The organism is SAR86 cluster bacterium (genome assembly GCA_023703675.1).
GTDB lineage: Bacteria > Pseudomonadota > Gammaproteobacteria > Magnimaribacterales > AG-339-G14 > AG-339-G14.
This window is the reverse complement of sequence record CP097974.1, coordinates 529,665-550,643: the sequence shown is the minus strand read 5'-3', so window position 1 is coordinate 550,643 and position 20,979 is coordinate 529,665. Positions and strand designations below refer to the sequence as shown.

Here is a 20,979-nt window from a genome sequence, read left to right as displayed (position 1 = left end):
TTACAATTCAGTAGATAATCTGAAGAAAATAAATCTTCCCAAGGAATCATAAAAAGAAGGATAAATATTTCCGTTTCCTGGAACATAACCTATTTGTCCATTTACTGGAGGATCGATATCAAATAAATTATTTACACCAAATCTTAAGTCTATGTTTTCAAAAGTAGTATTTAGAGAGATGTCGAAATAAGTGAAACTTTTGAAAGGAACATTCTCATTATATGAAGTGTTAGATTTATCTAAATTTACGTCTTTAACTGAACCCAAATATCTAAATTTAAAGGAAGTACTAAGAGGCATATTTTGCCACTCACTTTCTATATCAATGGTTAAGATGTTTTGGAATTTAGGTGAAGGGAGACCGCAGATATTTTCATATTTTCCTCGACAATCTGTGGCAAAATCGCTTGAAGCTTGATGAATTCTTCTTTTAAATAAAAAATTAGAAAAGTTTGAAACATTGACTTGGCCTACTGAAGTATCAAAACTACGTTTATATAAAAAATCTAATCCTGAAGTCTCATTTGAAACAAAATTTAAGAGAGGCGTATTAATTTTTCCAGAACCTTCATGAAAAGTTCCAGTTGAAGGGTTTCTAGTAATAAGTGAACACCATTTTGACGCACCTGTTTCCAAACATTTAGTTAGGACAGTATCAGCATCTGAGGTGTCTATTTGATCATCCAAATCTATATTGTAGAAATCAATTTCGACAAAATTTATAAGACCATTAAAAACAAACCCAAAGCTCGAGGTAATTGCTTCTTCTGGAAGTAAATTTTTATTTCCTCCTGTAGTTGTAGCAATTGAACTAGCTGGAGCTTCAATCAAACCATACAGTGAAGATGTTACGCCAGTTCTTGAACATTCAGATAGAGATCTTTCTGGATTGGATCCAGAACAAGGATCAGAACTAAGAGCTACGTATTTTGCATGAGTTTCTTCGAATAATTCATGAATGTCTGCAACTCTAATGGCTTTTTGTATTGAAGCTTTTAAGGAAATTAATTCATTTATTTTATAATTTATACCAACATCGAAAGCTTCAGATTTTTGAGAAAGCGAGTAATCAGAAAATCTATAGCTAGCCGATAGTTTGGTCGAGTTTTTAAATGGCACTAAACCTTCAATAAAATAATCGTCAACTTTGATCGTTCCAGAAAGTTGATGTTGCTCAACCTGTTGACCAGCTCCATCATTTCCTTCGAAGTTCTCGTCAGGATTTTTAAGTAATGAAATCTTTCTTTTTTCTAAACCAATCACTATCGAAGGATTAAAAATTAAAGAATTCTCTAAATTAAGTTTCTTTGAAAAAAATAAAACCTGTTGAGATTCACTGCTTGAACCCGTTATCGATAGATTCAAATTTATATAATTCAAAGCATCTTGTGTAATCCCTAAAGCAGGATTATTTACAATTTGGTTTCCATTATTAATAAATATATTCCAAGGAACACAACCAGGATCATTAGAAACACAGATTGGATTTAAAGCTGAACCAGTAATATTTAACGCATTTGCAGTTTTAGATTTCGATATGTCATTAAAATAAATATACTCAAGGTCTGTTATGGATCTTTGCAGAAAGAACTGATATTCCCAATTTGCAAATGTTTTGCCTTCCAATTCAAGGATAAAGCGATTATTTTGAAGATTAAATTCTTGTTGTCTTGGTAAACCTTCAAAATTTCTTCGGCTTAAAGTAACCGTTTGTGAATCACTGGATATAAGACCAAAATCTGAGCAAAGCTTTTCTACTTGTTGTGCAGACAAAAAAGGATGGGAACAAGGAATAGATACAGATTGACGGAATAGGAGTGAGTAATCTATTTGCGCGGTGGTTTTATCGGTTACGTGAAAAAAACTACTCTTCAATTGATGGTTTTTATTAATTTTATGATCCAATAAAAAGCCCGTGCTCAATTTATTATCTGGCCTTTGAAGAAAATTATAAGAAGCAAAATTGTAAGTTTTCCTTCCTGCAATAAAATCTGTGTCATCAACATAATAAAAAGTCGAAGCTCCTATTTTGAATAAGCCTTCCTTACTAGCGCTTGAACCTCTACAAACTGAATTGGCAGACAGTGCGCAATTGCTTATATCTCTCTGTGACCATCTGATTGGGTCTACTTTTCTGTAATTTATGTAGGTCGTGAAATGGGTGTCTTGAAAAATTTTATTTCCTATGACCACTGATAGATTGCCTTGATCGCCATCTCTTATGTTTTTTGGAGCAAGATCATAAGGTTTTGCTGAATGGATATCTCGTAAATAAGTATTATTATTTTTATGATTGTAAAAGCCTCCTTGAAAATCAACTTTTATCCCTTCAAAAGATCTATCCAAAATGAAGTTTATAACTCCACCAATTGCATCAGATCCATAAATGGTTGATTTTCCACCAGTTACAACATCAATTCTTTTAACTAATGCATCAGGAATTTGATTTATATCGGCTTCCGCATGACCATCAAAGGGAGTTCCTGGAGAAAGACGTTTTCCATCAATTAATAGTAAGGTTCTATCTCCGCCTAAAGATCTTAAACTCACTGACGCAGTTCCAGTAGAAAAGCCAGACTGCAGTGCGGAATTGCCTGGTGCTATCTGGGGTAGCTTCGATAAATAGTCTTCTAATCTAAAAGTTCCACTTTTATCCAAATCCTCTTTAGTAATTGAGTATCTTGGATTAGCGGTTTCTAAATTATTAGATTTTATTAAACTCCCAGTTACAGTTATCTCTTCTAAACCTAAATTTTCTTGAGAAAAAATTAGGGAAGAGAAAAATAAAATTAAGAATAAATAATTTATCTTTGACATACGAATGAAGGAGTTAAAAACTCCTCCATTCTATATGTTTTGAAGATGATATTCGATATCTACTTAAAGACTAAGATTAAATCTCAAACCAATACTTCTTCCAGCCAATGGGACTTCATTTTTAACATACGAATTATGGTTTCTCGCTATTTCATCAAGTAAATTGGTTCCGAATATTCCCAAAGTAAGATCTTCTTCGCCGTAAAGATCAAAGCTCTTAGATACTGACAAATCCAGTAACTCAAAACCATTGGTTACAGATTCTCCTGAAGCAACGTCAGATTGTGAATCTACGTCGGTTAAAGATATATCAATAAGTAAATCGTCTTGAGCATATTCAAATGAATATATAAACCTAGAAGGAGTTATTCTTGGAATAAACGTTCCATCTGTGAATTTTCCTTCAACAGAATCTGTTCCTAAAGATACTGCTAGCTCACCTTGATATAAATCAAAAGAAGAACCAATACTTAACTCATATCCTTCAAATTCTGCATCACGTTGAGAGTGATTCGCAATCAACACTTTCTCTTTTTTAATGGCAGTATCAAGAAGATAGATATAGTTATCAATATCATTTTTGAAAAATAATGCTGAAATCTCAAAGCCGTCAAAGTCAAAATTGAATTGAAGGTCAATATTTTGTGATTCTTCTGTCTCTAGAGCAACACTACCTATCTCGTATCTTTGAATAACTAAATGTTTACCATTCATGAATAATTCAGTTGGCGAAGGCGCTCGCTCAACTGCTGAAAGTCCCAACACTGCAGATACATTATCTGCGAAACTAGTGCCAAAAGAGGCAGAATAGCTCAATCCATCAAAATCAAGGTCATGTGCAACAGCATTCCCAGTAGCTGGTTTGATAGAACCTTTTCTGTTGATCTCATCAAACCTTATACCGAAATCTACATCAATTTCATTTAAGGAAGTACCTAAATAATAACCAATTGTAGTTTCGGTACTATCAGTAGGTTGCATAAAAGCTTCAGAACCAATTACAGATGATTCCTGATCAGCATGATTAAATACAACTTTTTGTTCGCCAATTTCATTTGAAATATCGAATATAAATTGAACCTCTTCTGCATTATTTGTGAAGGTGGTTGGACCTTCCTCTTCATGTCCTTCCTCTTCTTCGTGATGACCTTCTTCTTCGGCATGTTGTTCAGTTAGAACAGAATCAGTTTCACGAACAAAATAAGTAATGCCTTTGATAGGGCCATCGAGAAGTTGTTCACCCTCAATATTTATTACACTTGAATTAGTTGTCGCAAAAATTCTTTCTTCTTTGTGTTCTCCACCTTCCTCTTCTCCATGTTCTTCGCCATGAAATGGAACGCCATTGAGTTGATCAGAATTTATAAAAGAAATGCCGTAATACCCCCAATCTCCTGTTCTAGATATTCCAGCTCTGCTTGCAGCTAATTTGGAATCAGAATTAGATAAGAAAGTTTTTTCTTCTTCCTCTTCTCCTTCATGTCCTTCCTCTTCCTCATGGATTATTGCATGATCCGGTATATCAAAGTTATCAAGATTTTTGTCTAAATGTGACAGGAAAATATTGAATCCTGAAACATTACTTGAAAGGTTAATATTATAGCTATCGCCGTCATTAACTGATTGAGATTCAAATCCAACGTTAATAGACGTTTCTAAAATATCTTCTTTTGCAATCGTTTTATCCACAACGTTGACAATTCCGCCAATTGCTCCGTTTGAATAAAGAATTGAAGATGGTCCTTTTACAATCTCAATTTGTTCAATTGCATTAAGATCTATTTCGATTGGGTGATCTGCACCCATGTAAGCAACGTCTCTTACAACCAAGCCATTGTTTAAAACCTTAACTCGATTTCCAGCCATTCCTCGAATAATCGGTTGCCCTACGGAAGCACCAAAATCTTGGTTAGACACACCTAATAATGAGTCAATTGACTCACCTAGATTTGAGATGCCTCTTTTAGAAACTTCTGCGTATCCAACCACATGAATTGGATTATTAATTGAAGATGCATCGCCTTCAATAAAAGCTGAAGTAACAATAAGTTCTTCAGTATCTTCTTGTGCGAGCAAGAAGTTTGATACAGCCAATAAAGCTGTAAAAAAAATATATATAAATTTCATAAAAACTCCTGTTTTTAATTAGTTAAAAAAAAAGTTTTAACTAATTGGTGGAGCTCTTACATCTGAATTTTGTATTTTAAAATTATTTAGATTTTCTTTTTTTGAAAAGAAATAAAAACTTTGTGTAGAAATAAAATTTGCATCTAATTTATGAGTTTCAATAGAAAATTCAAGAAGATGACAAGAAATGCAATGTTGCTCAGATTCTCCTTCATGAAAGTCTTGCTCATGCTCGTGCTCAAATCCATGACTCGATAAGCTTAAAAGAGCGAATAAAGAAAGAAACAGAAAATGGCTATATTTCATAAACGTGAGATTATACTTAACGTGATAAAATTATGAAATGAGTTTTTTAAAAGATAAAAAGATACTGATCGTTGGCGTTGCCAACAAATTTTCTATTGCTGCTGGCATTGCTGAGTCCATGCATTCTCAAGGTGCAAACATTATTCTTTCCTATCAATCTGATAGACTAAAGAAGAAAGTTGAGCAAGTTGGAAGTAAAATTGATTGTGAAGCTTACATTGAATGCGACGTTTCCGATGACAAATCCATTGATAATTTAATAAATGAAGTAGAATCAAAATGGGGTTATTTGGATGGTTTAGTTCATGCTGTGGGATTTGCTCCCGCAAATGAATTAGAAGGAGACTTTACAGAGGTTGCCACCAGAGAAGGTTTTAAAATAGCTCATGACATTAGTGTCTTTAGCTTCACTGCTCTTGCAAAAGCCTCAAGAAAACTCATGAAAGATAGAAATGCTGCCTTACTAACATTATCTTATCTTGGAGCAGTAAGGACCTTGCCAAATTATAATGTCATGGGTGTTGCAAAAGCCGGATTAGAATCTACTACTAGATATTTAGCCAATAGTTTAGGAAAAGAAAACATTAGAGTGAATGCCATATCTGCGGGACCTGTTAAAACTCTGGCTGCTTCAGGAATAAAAAGCTTTAGAAAAATGCTCTCTTATAATGCTTCGAGAGCTCCATTAATGAGAAATATTACAACTGAGGAAGTTGGTAATGCTGCTGCCTTTCTTTGTTCTGATTTAGCCAGTGGAATTACTGGAGAGATTTTATATGTAGACGCTGGATTCAATATTACAGCGATGGGAGATCTTTCCGAAGCAGATTAATTTATAGAAGCTTCTTCTCTTAATTTTCCATAAAAATTATCTTTTTCAATTTCGTTCAGAGCAAGGTTTAAGGCATTCTTTGTCTCAGTTATTTCTTCTAAGGAAATTATTCCTTCAAAATCTGTAACACCTAATAATTGTATGATGTAAGCATCACCAAGATGAACCGTACTAATTATAGAATTATCACCTTTTAATTGAGAAATAGAAAAAATTAAATTTGTTACCTCTTGAGGAAACAAACTTGTGTTTCTTTCAACGTCAGAATAGGACGAAAATCTTTCTAGATTCACTACATTTTGTAAATTAGAAATTTCTTCATTGATTTTTTCAGGCATTATAATTTGAGCAGAAGCTAATTTTAGAGTTTCTTCGATTTCATTTTTTACATCGCTCAGAGATTTCAAAGTGCTAGGAAAAAATTCATAAGGCTCAATTAGTATATATCCCCCATTGAAATTATATGGGCCATATAGTTCATTTATAAAGATATTATTTCTATCAAAATCGTCTATAAATTCTAAACCCTCGAACTCAGTAACAAGATTAGTTATGGATAAATTCTTATTGTCTTGTATTAAAAAATCATAAGACTCAGAAATTTCACTTAAAGTTGTGTTATCTAAATTTTCGTATATTTCATTTAAAATGTTTTGAAGTTCCTCTTCGGATTTAACAGATAAAATTCTTTCAGCAACTTGTTCATCAGATAGATCAAAAATATTTTTTTGTGTAACTTTCAGAATATGAAATGAATCGTCTAGTTCAATTATTTGCGAAACCTCTTGAAGATTCAAAGTAGCTAATTCTCGTTCAAATTCTTCTGGAAACACAGTTCCGTCTGTGAAACCAAGGTCTCCACCAATCTTATTTGTTCCAATATCATCTGAGTAAAGCAAAACCAATTCTTCGAATGATTCTTCTCCTAGATCAATTCTAGATACGATCTCGTTTGCAATAATTCTTTTTCCTTCTTTTGCTTGTTCATCATCATAAGATAATTGAATATGGCTTGCTCTTATTTGCCCATTAAGGTTTTCGGAAGATTTTATTGCTATCTTTTCATTTTCGATTTCATCACTTGTAACTTGAAAACTTTCCATAAAATTGTTTTTAGAGAAAAATACAGATCTAAAATTTATTTTTTTTAAAGATTTAAATTCGCTGGGATAGTTATTGTAATAATTTTCTATTTCTTCATTAGATATTTCTTGCAAAGTTGCTAACTCCTCCAAAGATATTTTTCTAAATCTTAAATCCCGTTTCTGTTTAGAGTTTGCAATAAAATTTTTGGCTTCGTTAGTGGATACAAATGCAGTATTGTCATAAAAATCCAGTAATCTTGACGCTAAATATTTAGATTCGATTAGCTCTCTATAATCGTCAATCGTCATTCCCAATCTTGTTAAAAGCCCTCTAAATAAATCTGCATCAAATTTTTCTTCTGAATAAAGACTAAGATCGTTTCTGATTAAATCATTAATATTTTTTTCAGATATTTTTAAACCAATACTTTCAGCCTGTTGAGAAAACATCTCTTTGAAAATTATTGATTCTCTTGTAAAGCTTTCTATATCTTCTTCAGTAAAGTTTTGAGATTCATCAAAATTTGAAGATATTCTATTTGCTTCTAAATTATATTCACCTATATGAATACCTTTGCCATTCACAGAAAATATTTCATTACTTGAAATATTCGAATTACCAATGAATCCTCCAAAAGTTGCTACTAGTACGAAAACAATTAGACCCACAATGATTGAAGATCCAGTTGAAGATAAATTTTTTCTTATATTTGATATCGCAGACATAATCCCAAAAAAAAACGCGCCATTACGACGCGTTTTTAATTATACAATTATTATAGACTATCTTTAAGAGCCTTTCCTGGCTTGAAACCAACACCTTTAGAAGCAGCTATTTGAATAGTTGCTCCTGTTTGAGGATTTCTTCCCATTCTTGCTGCTCTTTCCCTTACCAGAAAAGTACCAAAACCGACCAAAGCAACTTGGTCACCACTACTTAATGCACCAGATATACCGTCTAACACAGCATCCAGAGCTCTCCCCGCTTCAGCTTTTGACATGTCAGTTGCGGATGCTACTGAATCAATTAATTCTGCTTTATTCATAACTCTCTCTATTTAAAATTAAAAAAATGTATTAATTATTAATAATGATTAATAACTATGTTCATTTATATCCTAAGTTTGAGGGATGTCAAGCGGATCTGATTAACTCTTAATTAAAATTTTAATGAGTTTCAAGCTTATTTTTTTTATTTTTTGAAATTTTTTGAGTTTTAGAATTTTCTTCTTTTTCACTTACCCAAGGTTTAGGTTCTTCGGTAAATACAACCTTAAATACTTCATCTATCCATTTGACTGGCTTAATCTGTAAATTATCCTTTATTTTTTCAGGTATTTCTTTTAAATCCCCGAGATTACCGTCAGGAATTAAAACTGTCTTTATTCCTCCTCTTCTAGCAGCGAGTAACTTTTCTTTTAAGCCACCAATTTTTAATACTTCACCTCTAAGGGTAATTTCTCCAGTCATAGCTACATCGGCTCTAACTGGTAAGTTAGCTAACACGGAAGTTACAGCAGTAACCATTGCAATTCCTGCGCTTGGACCGTCTTTTGGTGTGGCTCCTTCTGGCACATGAATGTGAATATCATTTAATTCATGAAAGTCCGGATTTATACCTAATCCTTCAGATCTAGACCTAACTACGGAAATTGCAGCCTGTATAGACTCTTGCATGACGTCTCCAAGTTTACCAGTCTTTATGATTTTTCCCTTTCCTTTGAAGGCAGAAGCTTCAATAGTTAATAATTCGCCGCCTACTTGGGTCCAGGCTAACCCAGTAACTTGGCCGATTCTGTCTTTCTCTTTGGCTTCACCAAAATCAAATTTTTTAACTCCAAGGAAATCTTCAATGTTTTTTGATGAAATTTTCTGTTTCGTTTTTCTTTTAAGATCAGCGATTTTTTTGATAGTTTTTCTGCAGATTTTTGCTATTTCTCTTTCTAAAGCTCGCACACCAGCCTCTCTCGTGAAATACCTGATTGCATCTAAAATTCCAGAATCTTCAAAAGATATTTCATTTTCTTTAAGACCATTATTTTCTAATTGTTTAGGGACTAAATAATTTTTGGCTATACTTAATTTTTCATCCTCTGTGTAGCCAGGAAGTCTAATAATTTCCATTCTGTCTAACAGTGGACCAGGAATGTTTAAAGAATTAGCAGTGCAAACAAACATTACATCCGAAAGATCATAATCAACTTCTAGGTAATGATCGTTAAATGTATGGTTTTGTTCAGGGTCTAAGACTTCCAATAGAGCTGAAGAAGGATCACCACGATAGTCAGCTCCAATCTTATCTATTTCATCCAATAAAAATAAAGGATTCTTAACGCCAACTTTAGACATTTTTTGTAAAATTTTTCCAGGCATTGAGCCAATATAAGTTCTTCTATGTCCTCTAATTTCTGCCTCGTCTCTAACTCCTCCCAGAGCGACTCTTATAAATTCTCTGCCTGTAGCTCTTGCAATAGATTCTCCAAGAGAGGTTTTTCCAACTCCAGGCGGGCCTACAAGACATAAAACTGGTCCTTTGATCTTGCTTACTCTTTTTTGAACTGATAAAAATTCTAATATTCGCTCTTTTACTTCTTCAAGACCGTGATGGTCATTCTCTAAAATTTCAGAAGCTTTTGTAATACTTTTTTGAATCTTTGATTTTTTCTTCCAAGGAATGCTGATCATCCAGTCTATATAACCTCTTACAACTGAAGCTTCAGCTGACATTGGCGGCATTAGTTTAAATTTGTTTAATTCAGTATTAACTTTTTCTACAGCTTCTTCAGGCATACCTGAATCTTTAATTTTTTTCTCAATAACTTCTATTTCATCATCAACATCTTCGCCTTCACCCATTTCTTTTTTTAGAGCTTTCATCTGTTCGCTTAGATAGTATTCCTTCTGGCTTTTTTCCATTTGCTTTTTGACTCTGTCTCTAATTTTTTTCTCCATTTGAGTCAAATCAAGTTGATTTTCTAGTAATGAAACCAGGTTTTTTGATCTTTCTTCTAAATCTATTTCTTCTAGTAAAGTTTGTCTGTCTTCTAAAGAAAGCGATAAATGTCCAACTAAAGTATCAATAAGTTTATCTAACCTTTCGATTGAACGTGCTTGACTTAGAACTTCTGGTCTTATTTTCGCTGAAGATTTAGATAAATCCTTAAATTGGGATTTGAGTGTATTTAAGTAACTTTGCTGTAAATCATCATCCATAGATTTTGAATTCAAAATTTCAACTTCTGATTCAACATAATCCTTCTTGTCCTTAATCTTTTCTAAACTAGCTCTTTTAATGCCTTCGACTAACACTTTGAAAGTACCATCTGGTAACTTAATTAATTGTAAGATAGTAGAAACTGTTCCGATCTTATACATCTCGTCAATAGATGGATCTTCGTCATTAGCATTCCTTTGGGCGATAAGCATCACAGATTTATCTTCAGACATTGCTTTCTGAAGAGCATTGATAGATTTATCTCTTCCAACAAATAAGGGAGTAACAACTCCTGGAAAAATCACAACATCTCTTAATGGGACTAAAGGTAATAACATACTTTTCTTTTATATACTTTTATAATAAGGACGGAAGTTAAAAAAACAAGTAACTAATTTTTTTCTTCTTTAGCTTTTGATTCATTTTTATAAACGTAAAGAGGTGCTGATTCTCCATTAACACAAGAAGAATCAACAACTACTTTTTCCAATTCATTTTCTGATGGAACCTGATACATAGTGTCTAGAAGTATATTTTCTATTATTGATCTCAACCCTCGTGCACCGGTTTTCATAGAAATTGCTTTCTTAGCTATCTCATTTAATGCGTCATCACGAATATCTAATTCAACATTTTCCATTTCGAAAAGTTTATTAAACTGTTTAGTCAATGAGTTTTTAGGTTCAGTCAAAATTGTAACCAAAGCTTCTTCGTCAAGTTCTTCTAAACAAGCCGTAACGGGAAGCCTTCCAATGAATTCGGGAATTAATCCATATTTAATCAAATCCTCTGGTTTAACTTTTTTGATTGTTTCAGCTGCACTCTTGGATTCAAGTTTCCTAGTAACCGATGCCTCAAAGCCAATACCTTTCTCATCCGAACGACTTCTAATGATTTCATCTAGTCCTGAAAAAGCTCCACCACAAATAAACAATATATTTGATGTATCTACTTGAAGAAATTCTTGTTGAGGATGTTTTCTTCCTCCTTGAGGAGGAACAGACGCAGTTGTGCCTTCAATTAACTTAAGCAATGCTTGTTGTACTCCTTCACCAGAAACATCTCTTGTAATGGATGGGTTATCAGATTTTCTGGCAATTTTATCTATTTCATCAATGTAAACGATGCCCAATTGAGCTTTTTCAACGTCGTAATCGCATTTTTGTAACAACTTTTGAATAATATTTTCTACATCTTCGCCAACATATCCTGCTTCAGTTAAAGTTGTTGCGTCGGCGATAGTAAAGGGTACATCAAGAAGTCTTGCTAAAGTTTGTGCTAGTAGAGTTTTACCACTCCCCGTTGGACCTAAAAGCAAGATGTTACTTTTTCCCAGTTCGACATCATCGGCTAAGTTTGTATTTTTTAATCTCTTGTAGTGATTGTAAACAGCAACTGAAAGAATTTTTTTTGCATCGCTTTGACCTATAACGTATTGATCAAGAATTGCATTTATTTCGGCGGGGATAGGAAGATTTTCTTTTTTGTCCTCATTTTTGTCGTCATTGGAATCTTCTTTTATGATGTCATTGCAAAGAGCAACGCATTCATCACAAATGTAAACTGATGGACCGGCAATAAGTTTCTTAACTTCACTTTGATTCTTCCCACAAAATGAGCAAAATAATTGTTTCTCTTTATTTTCAGTATCTGTCATTTTTCTATTCTTTCACTCAAAACTTTATCAATAAGACCGTACTCACAAGCTTCTTCACCCGACATAAAATTATCACGCTCCGTGTCTTCAGAAATTTTGTCAAGTGATTGACCGCAATGATTTGACAAAATTTCATTTAATTTAGTTCTTATTTTTAACATTTCTTTGGCTTGAATTTCAATGTCTGTTGCCTGCCCTTGGAAGCCACCCATAGGTTGATGAATCATTATTCTAGAATTTGGAAGAGCAAATCTCTTGCCCTTAGAACCTCCAGCGAGAAGCACTGCTCCCATACTGCAAGCTTGTCCGATACATAAAGTACTTATGTCAGGCTTGATGTAAGTCATTGTGTCATATATCGAAAGGCCTGAAGTCACAGATCCTCCAGGAGAATTGATGTAAAGATTAATATCTTTATCAGGATTTTCTGCTTCCAAAAATAGGAGTTGAGCAACAATTAAATTTGCCATCTGGTCTTCAACTGTTCCGGTGATAAATATTACTCTTTCTTTGAGAAGTCTCGAGTAAATATCGAATGCTCTCTCCCCTCTTGGAGTTTGTTCCACTACCATTGGGACCAGTTGGTTGAAAGTTTCCATTCAATTAATTTAACTCATTGACATAATTTCTTCAAAGTTTAGTTTTTCAGATTCACATTTGGCTTCTGCAGATATAAGTTCTGTAACCTGTTCCTCTAAAGCTATGGACTCAATGTTTTTTAATTGTTCTTCGCTACTAAAAATCCATTTTTTATATTGTTCAGGATCTTTAAATCCGCTAGCTCTCTCTTCAATAAGTTCTTTTATGAGATCATCATCTTTTTCAATTTTTCTTTCTTCTATAATTTTATTGAGAATCACACCTAATCTAACCCTTTTAGTGGCATTTTCTTCAAATGTGCTGATTGGTAATTCTTCATCCTTCAGCTTCGCAGGATCCATTCCCATTTGTTGGGCTGCTGAGTTTCTAAGATTTTGAGCTTCTGCTAAAACCATTGCTGAAGGTATTTCTATGGGATTTTGTGCCTCTACAGCATCAAAAATCCTTTCTTTCAATTTTCTTTTTTCTGTAATTCTTAAATCCTTTTCTAGTTGTTTTTTCAAGTTATCTTTAAATTCTTCTTCAGATTTTGATGGAATTCCAGCTTGCTCAAAAAAACTCTCATTTAATTCAGCTGGTAGAGTTTCTAAAACTTCATTAACAGTAATTTTAAATAATGTTTCTTTACCTTTTAAATTTTCAGCATGGTAGTCATCAGGAAATTTCAGATTTAAGTCTTTCTTTTCCCCAATCTTTAATCCAATTAAGCCATCTTCAAAACCTGGAATCATATTCTTAGACCCAATTTCTATAAGATAGTCTTTTGCCTCACCACCCTCAAATTTTTCATTCTCTAAGAATCCTTCAAAATCAATTTTTGCAAAGCATCCTTCAGATATCTCTTTGTCAATCTTTTCAAGCTTGCCAAATCTCTTTTGCATTTTAGTAATTGTGTTCTTTATATCTTCCTCACAAAGATCACATACAGGTTTTTTAATTTTTAAATTAGAAAATTTCTTCAAATTAAATTCAGGATAGACCTCATAGGATGCTTCTACATTTATATCTTTATTAATATCCATAGATAACGGATTAATAGCAGGCTGACCCACCACAGAAATCTTTTTTTCTGTAATCAATTTATAGAATTCATTTGTCATAGTTTCGTAAATAACTCTAGCCCTAAGTTGTTCACCATAATATTGTTCTATTACTTCTAAAGGAGCTTTTCCTTTTCTATATCCTTTTAGATTTGATGATGCTTGTTCTTTAGAGAGCTTAACTTTAAATTCTTGCAACATATCTTTTGAAAGAATCTTAAATTTAATTTTTTGTAATTTGTCTTTTTTTCCTAATCCAAACATATTTTTCTCCATATGGGGTGGACGATGGGACTCGAACCCACGACAACCGGTACCACAAACCAGCGCTCTACCAACTGAGCTACGCCCACCATATTTTGGCCTCCCGGGCAGGATTCGAACCTGCGACCCTCTGCTTAGAAGGCAGATGCTCTATCCAACTGAGCTACCGAGAGAATAATTATGGAAGTATTCTAACTAAAAGGTTTGAAATAGTCTTGTGATCAAGTGTTGGCTCTCGGTTAGGATTCGAACCTAAACTTGTTTGATAACTTCCTTGTCGTAAAACAAATGTTTTCCAATAAAACACCGAGAGGAACTCCGTTTCCTCTTCCCCAAAGTAAATTATACAAAAATTTACAGGCATATGGTCGGGGTGGAGGGATTTGAACCCCCGACATCCTGCTCCCAAAGCAGGCGCGCTACCAGGCTGCGCTACACCCCGAAAAAAATTTTGAGGAATGTTATCATAGGAAATAATAATGACTATAGTACTTGACGGAAAAAAGTTATCTGAAAAATCAGAAGAAGATCTTAAAAGAAGAGTTTCTGTAATTAAAAAAAGTACTGGATCCACACCAATTTTGGCAACAATTCTAGTAGGTGATAATCCTGCTTCTGCTACATACGTAAAAATGAAAGGAAATGCTTGCCAAAGAGTTGGCATGGAATCTTTAAAAATTGAACTTCCAGAAAATACATCAACAGACGATCTAATAACTGAGATAGAAAAACTAAATAAAAATAAAGATGTTCATGGAATTCTCCTTCAACATCCAGTTCCTAAACACATAAACGAGAGAAAATGTTTTGATTCCATTGATGTTCATAAAGACGTTGATGGCGTAACGAGTCTTGGATTTGGAAAAATGAGTATGCAAGAAAATGCGTTTGGATCATGCACGCCATATGGAATTATGAGACTTTTAGAAGAATATAAAATTGAACTCGAAGGTAAATTAGCCGTTGTGGTTGGAAGAAGTCCAATTTTAGGCAAACCTATGGCAATGATGCTTTTAAATAAAAACTGCACAGTAACTGTGTGCCATTCAAAAACATTAAATCTTTCAGATGAGATTAATAAAGCAGACATTGTTATTGGCGCATTGGGAATACCAAAATTCATTAAAGGAGATTGGATAAAAGACAATGCGATTGTGGTTGACGCTGGTTATCATCCTGAAAAATGTGGAGATATTGAGCTAGATTCTATTATTGGTAGATGTAAAGCCTACACTCCAGTTCCAGGGGGTGTAGGACCTATGACTATTAACACGCTAATTCTGCAAACTATTGAAAGTTGTGAAACAACTCTAAAATAACCTTTTTATTTTTCCCAATATTCGTTTTTAAGAAGTCTTTTATATAATTTACCCGTAGGATGACGCGGCAATTCTGGCCTGAAATCAATAGATTTGGGACATTTAACATGTGAGATTTTTTCTCTACAGTAAGCCATAAGTTCTTGTTCTAAATTATTTTCAATTTCATTCATATCCTGTGGTTGGACTACAGCTTTAACTTCTTCACCCATTTCTTCATTGGGGACTCCAAAAACGGCAACATCAGCAACCTTGGGATGCATTACTAATATATCCTCTGTTTCTTTTGGATAAATATTTACTCCTCCAGAAATAATCATAAAAGCTTTACGATCAGTTAAATATAAATAATCGTCATCATCTAAATAACCAACATCTCCAAGTGTCGAAAAACCCTGTTTAGATCTAGATCCTTTGGTTTTTTCTGGATCATTATGATATTTAAAACTTTGAGAAGTTGGTCCTTCAAAGTAAATAGTGCCCTCTTCTCCCTTTGACACTTCATTTCCATCGTCGTCTAAAATATGAATTGGGCCTAATAAAGATTTTCCAACGGTGCCTTTATGAGCTAACCACTCTTCAGAATTACATGCAACAAACCCATTGAATTCAGTTCCAGCATAATATTCATGAATAATTGGCCCCCACCAATTTATCATTTTTTCTTTTACTTCAACTGGACATGGTGCCGCTGCATGAATAGCCACTTTGTGAGAACTTAGATCATATTTATTGAGAATCTCAGGATCACTCTTTAAAAATCTTACGAACATTGTTGGAACCCACTGTGAGTGAGTTATTTTATATTTCTCAATAAGTTTTAAAGCTTCTTCAGGATCAAATTTTTCCATAATTATTGAAGTTGCACCCAATGCTTGAAATCCAGTATTAAATCCTAAAGGTGCAGAATGATACAGTGGAGCAGGAGACAGATAGACTGAATCCGAACTTGCTGCATACATTCCCTCAACAACTCTAGTGAGGCCAAGATCCTCCTCTTCTGGAGTGTAAGGCAGAGGACTTAAGTTAATTTCTCTACTTACCCCCTTTGGTTTTCCAGTTGTTCCAGAGGAATACAACATTGAAGATCCCTGACATTCGTCATTTATTGCAGTTAATGGGAACTCCGAGATAGATTTTTCAAGAGATAAATAATCTTCTGTTTCTCCATCGATCATAAATTTATTAACGTCTTTCAATAAAGGAGTTAATAATTTTGCATTTTCTTCTAAAAATTTAGAGGTTATAAAAACCTTAGCACCGCAATCTTTTACAATGTATTCAACCTCCTCTGGTTGTAGTCTCCAACTTATGGCAGTATAAATCAAACCACTTCTGTAAGCCGCTGCAGCAATGGGAAGAAAGTATTTATGATTTTCCATCGTAAAAGCCATACTGTCGCCTGCATTTAAGCCTAAAGATCTAAAAAGGTGTGCCATTTGATTAGATAATTCATTTACCTCTTGATGGGTAAGTATTTCTCCACTCCCGGCCATAATAATTGCTGGTTTGTCTTTAAATTTTGGTCCATTTACTCCCGGATGCATTTTTACTCCTCTATTTGATATAAAATATTAATTCAATCTGATTAAAAATAACAATGGAAAATTTAAAAAGACTCCCCGTGATATGTTCTATGGGAGGATTAAATTCTGGAGGTAGAACTTCTGGGAACATATCTTACAAGAGATTAGTCTATGAAAATTTATCAAATGAAGAGAAGAAACAAGTATTAAAAGATTTAATTTCTTTATCCGAAGAAAAGAAAACAGAAAAAGAGATTTTATCTGGAACACTGATTAGGCAGATTGATGATTTTCTGGATCCTAAAGGTTTGATGACAAAACAGATAGGCGTGAATGCTGGGGCCAAACTCCCTGATTATTACGAAATTGATAATTTATATAACTCGAAACAACATCCTCGAGGGATAAAAATGACTGTATTTGGAGTTAATGATGCTCTCTATAATTTGGGAATAAATTGGAGAGAAGATATTCAACCTTTATTGGATCCAAACCGAGTAGCTGTATTTGCTGGTCCTGCAATTGGTCAGTTAGATGAAAAAGGTCTTGGAGGTTTAATGCAGTCTAGATTACAAGAGAAAAGAGCGAGTTCTAAACACCTATCTATGTCATTAATAGAAATGTCAGCAGACTTCATTAATGCATACATTCTTGGTTCAGTTGGGAAAAGTGGTCAAGTAGCAGGAGCATGTGCAACTTTCTTTTACAACCTTAATGCAGCTACTACGTTAATAAAATCTAACGAAGTTGATTTTGCTGTAATAGGATCTGCAGAAGCTCCTATAAATCCTGAAGTCACTGACGGATTTTTTGCTACAACAGGTATTGCTGATGATAAAAAAATATTAGCTATGCAAGAAAGGCATGGAGAACCTTTTGACAAAGTAGATTTTTCCAAAGCGTGTAGACCATTTGGAGATAACTGTGGACTTGTTTTGGGAGAATCGTCTCAATTTGCAATTGTTACATCCCTTGAATTTGCAATTGAAATTGGCGCAGAAATTTTATGTGCCGTTCCAAACGTCTTTATAAATTCTGATGGAATTAAAAAATCAATCAGCTCTCCGGGAATAGGAAATTATTTAACTATGGGGCAAGCATTTAAAAAATATCTCAAAGATCATGAAAAACCTAAACTTTCCTGTGTGATTGCTCATGGCACAGGAACTTTTCAAAATAGAAGCACTGAATCTGACGTGTTAAGTAAATGTGCGACATCTATGGGGATGAAGGACTTAAGAGTAACAGGATTAAAAGGATATTTAGGCCACACAATGGGGCCCGCTGGTGGTGATCAATTAGCATGCTCTTTAGGAATTTTTGATCATGGAATTATTCCAGGGCTAAATTCAACTCCAAAACTCGCCAATGACGTGATCACCAAAAACTTAAATTTTTGTATGAAACACGAAGAAATAGATACATCTGAATTGGACGCATTTTTCTTAAATGCAAAAGGGTTTGGAGGAAATAATGCTACCACGAGCATTTATAAATCTGACTTTGTAACAAAAATACTCCCAAACTTATTTTCTAAATCCAAGCTTAATGCTTATGAAACTGCATTAGAAAAAACTAGAGAAAATAAACTTGTATATAATTCAAATTGTTTAGAAGGAAATTTCAACCTCATATACAGAGCTAACGAAGAAATTTTAAATCCTGAGACAGATTTGGAGATGACTTATCTATTCAAAGGTTTGTCTTTTGGGAATAATCTTCTTACAAGAAATACTAATGGTAAAAGATAAATGTACCATTTGGGAAAAATCCTTTGAATGAGATCGTATGCATAGGCATCTGAGCCTACAAGAATTCTTTTATTTTTTTTCTTTATATTTTTTAAAATGATTTTAGCCGCGGTATTAGCATTAATTGGCGCCTTGTCTTTAAAAAGTTGCCCAGCTTCCTCAACAGTTTTTGCTTGCGCACCAAAAAGATTTGGTCCGTCTTCAGCATCTTCATCAAAGTCGAACTTTCCATTTTTAGCTCCAATGTTCGCTATGTTAGTCCCAATGTGGCCTGGGTGAACTGAATAAACCTCTACATTTGATTTTTCCATTTTCATTTCTAAGGCAAGGCTTTCTGTAAAACCTCTTACACCATATTTTCCAACATGATAAATAGATTGATTTGGAACACTTAACAAACCAAATATGGAGGAAGTATTGATAATTGCTGCCTCAGGGCGGTCTTTCAAAAAAGGTAAAAATGCTCTAGTACCATTTATAACCCCATGAAGTAGTATGCCTAATCCCCATTCCCAATCTTCATCTGTTGAATTCTCTACCGTCGAAGAAAGTGCTACGCCTGCATTGTTAAAAACCATATCTACTGATCCATGTTCTTCGATAACTTTTTCAGGTAGATCAAATACAGCCTGTTTATTTCCAACATCCACAATGTGTTTCGAAACGCCTACATTGTATTTCTTTAATAATTCTGCGGTCTCATTGAGAGTCTCTTCGTTTATTTCAACTAAAGCAATGTTAGCTCCGGCATTAGCTAACTCTATAGCTAATTCTCTTCCCATGCCTGATCCTGAGCCAGTTATAACAGCTACTTTATTTTTAAAATCTTTCATTATTCAATTATTCCCTCCTCGACAAAAACATCCATTAATTTATCAATGTCCAGACCTTGAATAGTATATTCAGTGCCTGAAACGTTTGTAAATAACTCTTTTCCATAAGACTCAAATTTATAACTACCGCTGCAACTAAAAGGTTCATCTAATTTTATGTAATCATGGATTTCTTGATCGGATAGAGATTTCATAGTTAATTCTGCAATTGAAAAAGATTGCCATAAAATTTTTCCGTTGAGACAAATAGCCATACCGCAATTCTGAAAATGTGATCTTCCAGAAAGTTTTTTTAAAGATTTAAAAGCGTTTTCTGAATTTTCAGGTTTATTTAATATTTCGTCATCAATAGCACATACTTGATCAACTCCCACAACGTAATAGTTTTCTTTAATATCACTCACGGTTAATGCTTTTTCTGTAGCCAGTTGCATGGCTAAATTGTTAAATTCAATTCCTTTGAAATTAAGTTTTATTAACTCTTCATCAACATCTGATTTAACAAATTCACAATTTATTCCATGAGATTTAACTATTTCCCTCCTGATGGAAGAAGCAGTTGCGAATATTAAGGGTTTAAGAAGTCTTTTTTGAGCAGAAGACAAATTAATTGTCAGTACTAATTAAATTCATAAACTCAGCTCTAGTATTAGCATTTTTCCTAAAAGCCCCAAGCATTCTGCTGGTTACAGTGCTGGTTTCAGTTTTGTGAATTCCTCTAGTAGTCATACACATGTGAGCTGCATCAATAACAACTGCTACACCTTTAGGATTTAAGACTTCCTCAATAGTGTCAGCAATTTGTGCAGTCATCGTTTCTTGAGTTTGTAGTCTTTTACCAAAGAGATCAACCATTCTTGCTAACTTACTTATTCCTACTACTTTCTTATTTGGGATGTACCCTACGTGAGCTACGCCAATAATTGGAACCATATGATGTTCACAATGAGATTCGACCCTTATGCCTTTGACAATAACCATTTCATCATAACCTTCAACTTGTTCAAAAGTTCTTGCAAGAACTTCTTTTGGATCTTCATGATATCCAGCGAAAAATTCATCGTAAGCTTTAATAACTCTTTTTGGGGTATCCACTAAACCTTCTCTTGTGGGATCATCGCCTGTGTAAGCAAGAAGAGTTTTTACTGCCTCCATAGCTTGGTCTCTTGAAGGCCTGAAATTAATTATTTTTTCGTTTTTCTTCATAATATTGTTCGTAATTTACCAGATTCTTAGTTGAATTTCCTTAATTAGACTAATTCTTATTAGGGTATGAATTTTATTAATCAGGAAAGGGGCTAAAAGGAAAAGGTTTTAAATCAGAACTATAAGTAACAAAATCAATAATTTGACTTAAATAATTTCTTAACTTGATTGAAAAACCTAATAAATTTTCATTCGGTTTTTTTGTAAAAATTGTAAACAAAAATTGAATACCGGCAATAAACCAAAGAATGATGTCGGTAAAGGTAAAAACAAATAAAAAAATAACAACCAAAATTAATCTTAACCAAATTGAGGTCTCTTTGATGTTTTCGACTACCTCTTCTGTGTTCACAGATACCACTTCTTGAATAGTTTCCTTTTTTACCTTACTTTTAGTCATTA

At 33.7% G+C, this 20,979-nt stretch carries 17 protein-coding genes and 3 tRNA genes; 3 read left to right on the top strand and 17 right to left on the bottom strand.

Annotation, left to right across the window (positions count from 1 at the left end):
- The 3 genes from M9C82_02750 to M9C82_02740 all read right to left on the bottom strand — a co-directional run bounded on the left by M9C82_02750 (position 1) and on the right by M9C82_02740 (position 5,250).
- Positions 1-2,817 carry a TonB-dependent receptor gene (locus M9C82_02750; GenBank protein URQ74061.1) on the bottom strand — a complete coding sequence of 939 codons (2,817 nt, stop codon included), beginning with the start codon at positions 2,815-2,817 and terminating at the stop codon, positions 1-3.
- A gap of 63 nt (positions 2,818-2,880) precedes the next feature.
- Positions 2,881-4,944, bottom strand: coding sequence for a TonB-dependent receptor (locus tag M9C82_02745; GenBank protein URQ74060.1), 2,064 nt, complete (start codon positions 4,942-4,944; stop codon positions 2,881-2,883).
- 36 nt (positions 4,945-4,980) lie between these two features.
- Entirely contained in the window at positions 4,981-5,250 is a 270-nt protein-coding gene (locus tag M9C82_02740; GenBank protein ID URQ74059.1) for a hypothetical protein, read from the bottom strand.
- A 37-nt stretch (positions 5,251-5,287) separates the two neighbouring features.
- Between M9C82_02740 and M9C82_02735 the strand changes: the two genes are divergently transcribed.
- Positions 5,288-6,082 (top strand): enoyl-ACP reductase, encoded by a 795-nt coding sequence (locus M9C82_02735; GenBank protein URQ74058.1) that lies wholly within the window; start codon positions 5,288-5,290, stop codon positions 6,080-6,082.
- Here the strand turns inward: M9C82_02735 and M9C82_02730 are convergent.
- The 9 genes from M9C82_02730 to M9C82_02690 form a co-directional block, all read right to left on the bottom strand.
- Positions 6,079-7,893, bottom strand: a complete 1,815-nt coding sequence (locus M9C82_02730) for a SurA N-terminal domain-containing protein (protein ID URQ74057.1) — start codon at positions 7,891-7,893, stop codon at positions 6,079-6,081. The two genes, M9C82_02735 and M9C82_02730, sit on opposite strands and share 4 nt — an antisense overlap.
- 50 nt (positions 7,894-7,943) lie before the next feature.
- Positions 7,944-8,213, bottom strand: coding sequence for an HU family DNA-binding protein (locus tag M9C82_02725; protein ID URQ74056.1), 270 nt, complete (start codon positions 8,211-8,213; stop codon positions 7,944-7,946).
- Between the two features lie 121 nt (positions 8,214-8,334).
- Positions 8,335-10,719: an endopeptidase La gene (lon, locus tag M9C82_02720; protein ID URQ74055.1), complete on the bottom strand. Its 2,385-nt coding sequence runs from the start codon at positions 10,717-10,719 to the stop codon at positions 8,335-8,337.
- Positions 10,720-10,772: 53 nt separating this feature from the next.
- Positions 10,773-12,038 (bottom strand): ATP-dependent Clp protease ATP-binding subunit ClpX, encoded by a 1,266-nt coding sequence (clpX, locus tag M9C82_02715; protein URQ74054.1) that lies wholly within the window; start codon positions 12,036-12,038, stop codon positions 10,773-10,775.
- Complete coding sequence (clpP, locus tag M9C82_02710; GenBank protein URQ74053.1) at positions 12,035-12,637, bottom strand: ATP-dependent Clp endopeptidase proteolytic subunit ClpP; 603 nt, start codon at positions 12,635-12,637, stop codon at positions 12,035-12,037. The genes clpX and clpP overlap by 4 nt, the downstream gene beginning before the upstream one ends.
- A gap of 9 nt (positions 12,638-12,646) precedes the next feature.
- On the bottom strand, positions 12,647-13,942 hold the full coding sequence (gene tig, locus M9C82_02705) for a trigger factor (protein URQ74052.1): 1,296 nt from the start codon (positions 13,940-13,942) through the stop codon (positions 12,647-12,649).
- A 13-nt stretch (positions 13,943-13,955) separates the two neighbouring features.
- A tRNA-His gene (locus M9C82_02700) sits at positions 13,956-14,031 on the bottom strand.
- A gap of 7 nt (positions 14,032-14,038) precedes the next feature.
- Positions 14,039-14,115 (bottom strand) — tRNA-Arg (locus M9C82_02695).
- Positions 14,116-14,307: 192 nt separating this feature from the next.
- Positions 14,308-14,384, bottom strand: a tRNA-Pro gene (locus M9C82_02690).
- 31 nt (positions 14,385-14,415) lie between these two features.
- On the opposite strand from M9C82_02690, the gene folD reads away from it, so the two are divergent.
- Entirely contained in the window at positions 14,416-15,261 is an 846-nt protein-coding gene (gene folD, locus M9C82_02685; GenBank protein URQ74117.1) for a bifunctional methylenetetrahydrofolate dehydrogenase/methenyltetrahydrofolate cyclohydrolase FolD, read from the top strand.
- Between the two features lie 5 nt (positions 15,262-15,266).
- Here folD and M9C82_02680 read toward each other — a convergent pair whose 3' ends face one another.
- Positions 15,267-16,808: an acyl-CoA synthetase gene (locus tag M9C82_02680; protein ID URQ74051.1), complete on the bottom strand. Its 1,542-nt coding sequence runs from the start codon at positions 16,806-16,808 to the stop codon at positions 15,267-15,269.
- Positions 16,809-16,861: 53 nt separating this feature from the next.
- Between M9C82_02680 and M9C82_02675 the strand changes: the two genes are divergently transcribed.
- Entirely contained in the window at positions 16,862-18,538 is a 1,677-nt protein-coding gene (locus M9C82_02675; protein URQ74050.1) for a beta-ketoacyl synthase, read from the top strand.
- On the opposite strand, the gene M9C82_02670 is transcribed toward M9C82_02675, so the two are convergent.
- The 4 genes from M9C82_02670 to M9C82_02655 all read right to left on the bottom strand — a co-directional run bounded on the left by M9C82_02670 (position 18,472) and on the right by M9C82_02655 (position 20,977).
- Positions 18,472-19,371: an SDR family oxidoreductase gene (locus tag M9C82_02670; protein URQ74049.1), complete on the bottom strand. Its 900-nt coding sequence runs from the start codon at positions 19,369-19,371 to the stop codon at positions 18,472-18,474. The two genes, M9C82_02675 and M9C82_02670, sit on opposite strands and share 67 nt — an antisense overlap.
- The gene (locus M9C82_02665; protein URQ74048.1) at positions 19,371-19,976 is read right to left on the bottom strand and encodes a Maf family protein; all 606 of its coding nucleotides are present in this window, start codon (positions 19,974-19,976) and stop codon (positions 19,371-19,373) included. Before M9C82_02665 ends, M9C82_02670 begins: the two co-directional genes overlap by 1 nt.
- 1 nt (position 19,977) lies before the next feature.
- Positions 19,978-20,577 carry a GTP cyclohydrolase I FolE gene (folE, locus tag M9C82_02660; GenBank protein URQ74047.1) on the bottom strand — a complete coding sequence of 200 codons (600 nt, stop codon included), beginning with the start codon at positions 20,575-20,577 and terminating at the stop codon, positions 19,978-19,980.
- 76 nt (positions 20,578-20,653) lie between these two features.
- Positions 20,654-20,977, bottom strand: a complete 324-nt coding sequence (locus tag M9C82_02655; GenBank protein URQ74046.1) for a DUF4389 domain-containing protein — start codon at positions 20,975-20,977, stop codon at positions 20,654-20,656.
- Between the last annotated feature and the right edge of the window lie 2 nt (positions 20,978-20,979).

Bases quoted from the DNA above. Each gene is read 5' to 3' on its own strand.
- M9C82_02750 (URQ74061.1), bottom strand. From the start codon at position 2,817: ATGTCAAAGATAAATTATTTATTCTTAATTTTATTTTTCTCTTCCCTA.
- M9C82_02745 (URQ74060.1), bottom strand. From the start codon at position 4,944: ATGAAATTTATATATATTTTTTTTACAGCTTTATTGGCTGTATCAAAC.
- M9C82_02740 (URQ74059.1), bottom strand. From the start codon at position 5,250: ATGAAATATAGCCATTTTCTGTTTCTTTCTTTATTCGCTCTTTTAAGC.
- M9C82_02735 (URQ74058.1), top strand. From the start codon at position 5,288: ATGAGTTTTTTAAAAGATAAAAAGATACTGATCGTTGGCGTTGCCAAC.
- M9C82_02730 (URQ74057.1), bottom strand. From the start codon at position 7,893: ATGTCTGCGATATCAAATATAAGAAAAAATTTATCTTCAACTGGATCT.
- M9C82_02725 (URQ74056.1), bottom strand. From the start codon at position 8,213: ATGAATAAAGCAGAATTAATTGATTCAGTAGCATCCGCAACTGACATG.
- lon (URQ74055.1), bottom strand. From the start codon at position 10,719: ATGTTATTACCTTTAGTCCCATTAAGAGATGTTGTGATTTTTCCAGGA.
- clpX (URQ74054.1), bottom strand. From the start codon at position 12,038: ATGACAGATACTGAAAATAAAGAGAAACAATTATTTTGCTCATTTTGT.
- clpP (URQ74053.1), bottom strand. From the start codon at position 12,637: ATGGAAACTTTCAACCAACTGGTCCCAATGGTAGTGGAACAAACTCCA.
- tig (URQ74052.1), bottom strand. From the start codon at position 13,942: ATGTTTGGATTAGGAAAAAAAGACAAATTACAAAAAATTAAATTTAAG.
- M9C82_02680 (URQ74051.1), bottom strand. From the start codon at position 16,808: ATGCATCCGGGAGTAAATGGACCAAAATTTAAAGACAAACCAGCAATT.
- M9C82_02675 (URQ74050.1), top strand. From the start codon at position 16,862: ATGGAAAATTTAAAAAGACTCCCCGTGATATGTTCTATGGGAGGATTA.
- M9C82_02670 (URQ74049.1), bottom strand. From the start codon at position 19,371: ATGAAAGATTTTAAAAATAAAGTAGCTGTTATAACTGGCTCAGGATCA.
- folE (URQ74047.1), bottom strand. From the start codon at position 20,577: ATGAAGAAAAACGAAAAAATAATTAATTTCAGGCCTTCAAGAGACCAA.
- M9C82_02655 (URQ74046.1), bottom strand. From the start codon at position 20,977: ATGACTAAAAGTAAGGTAAAAAAGGAAACTATTCAAGAAGTGGTATCT.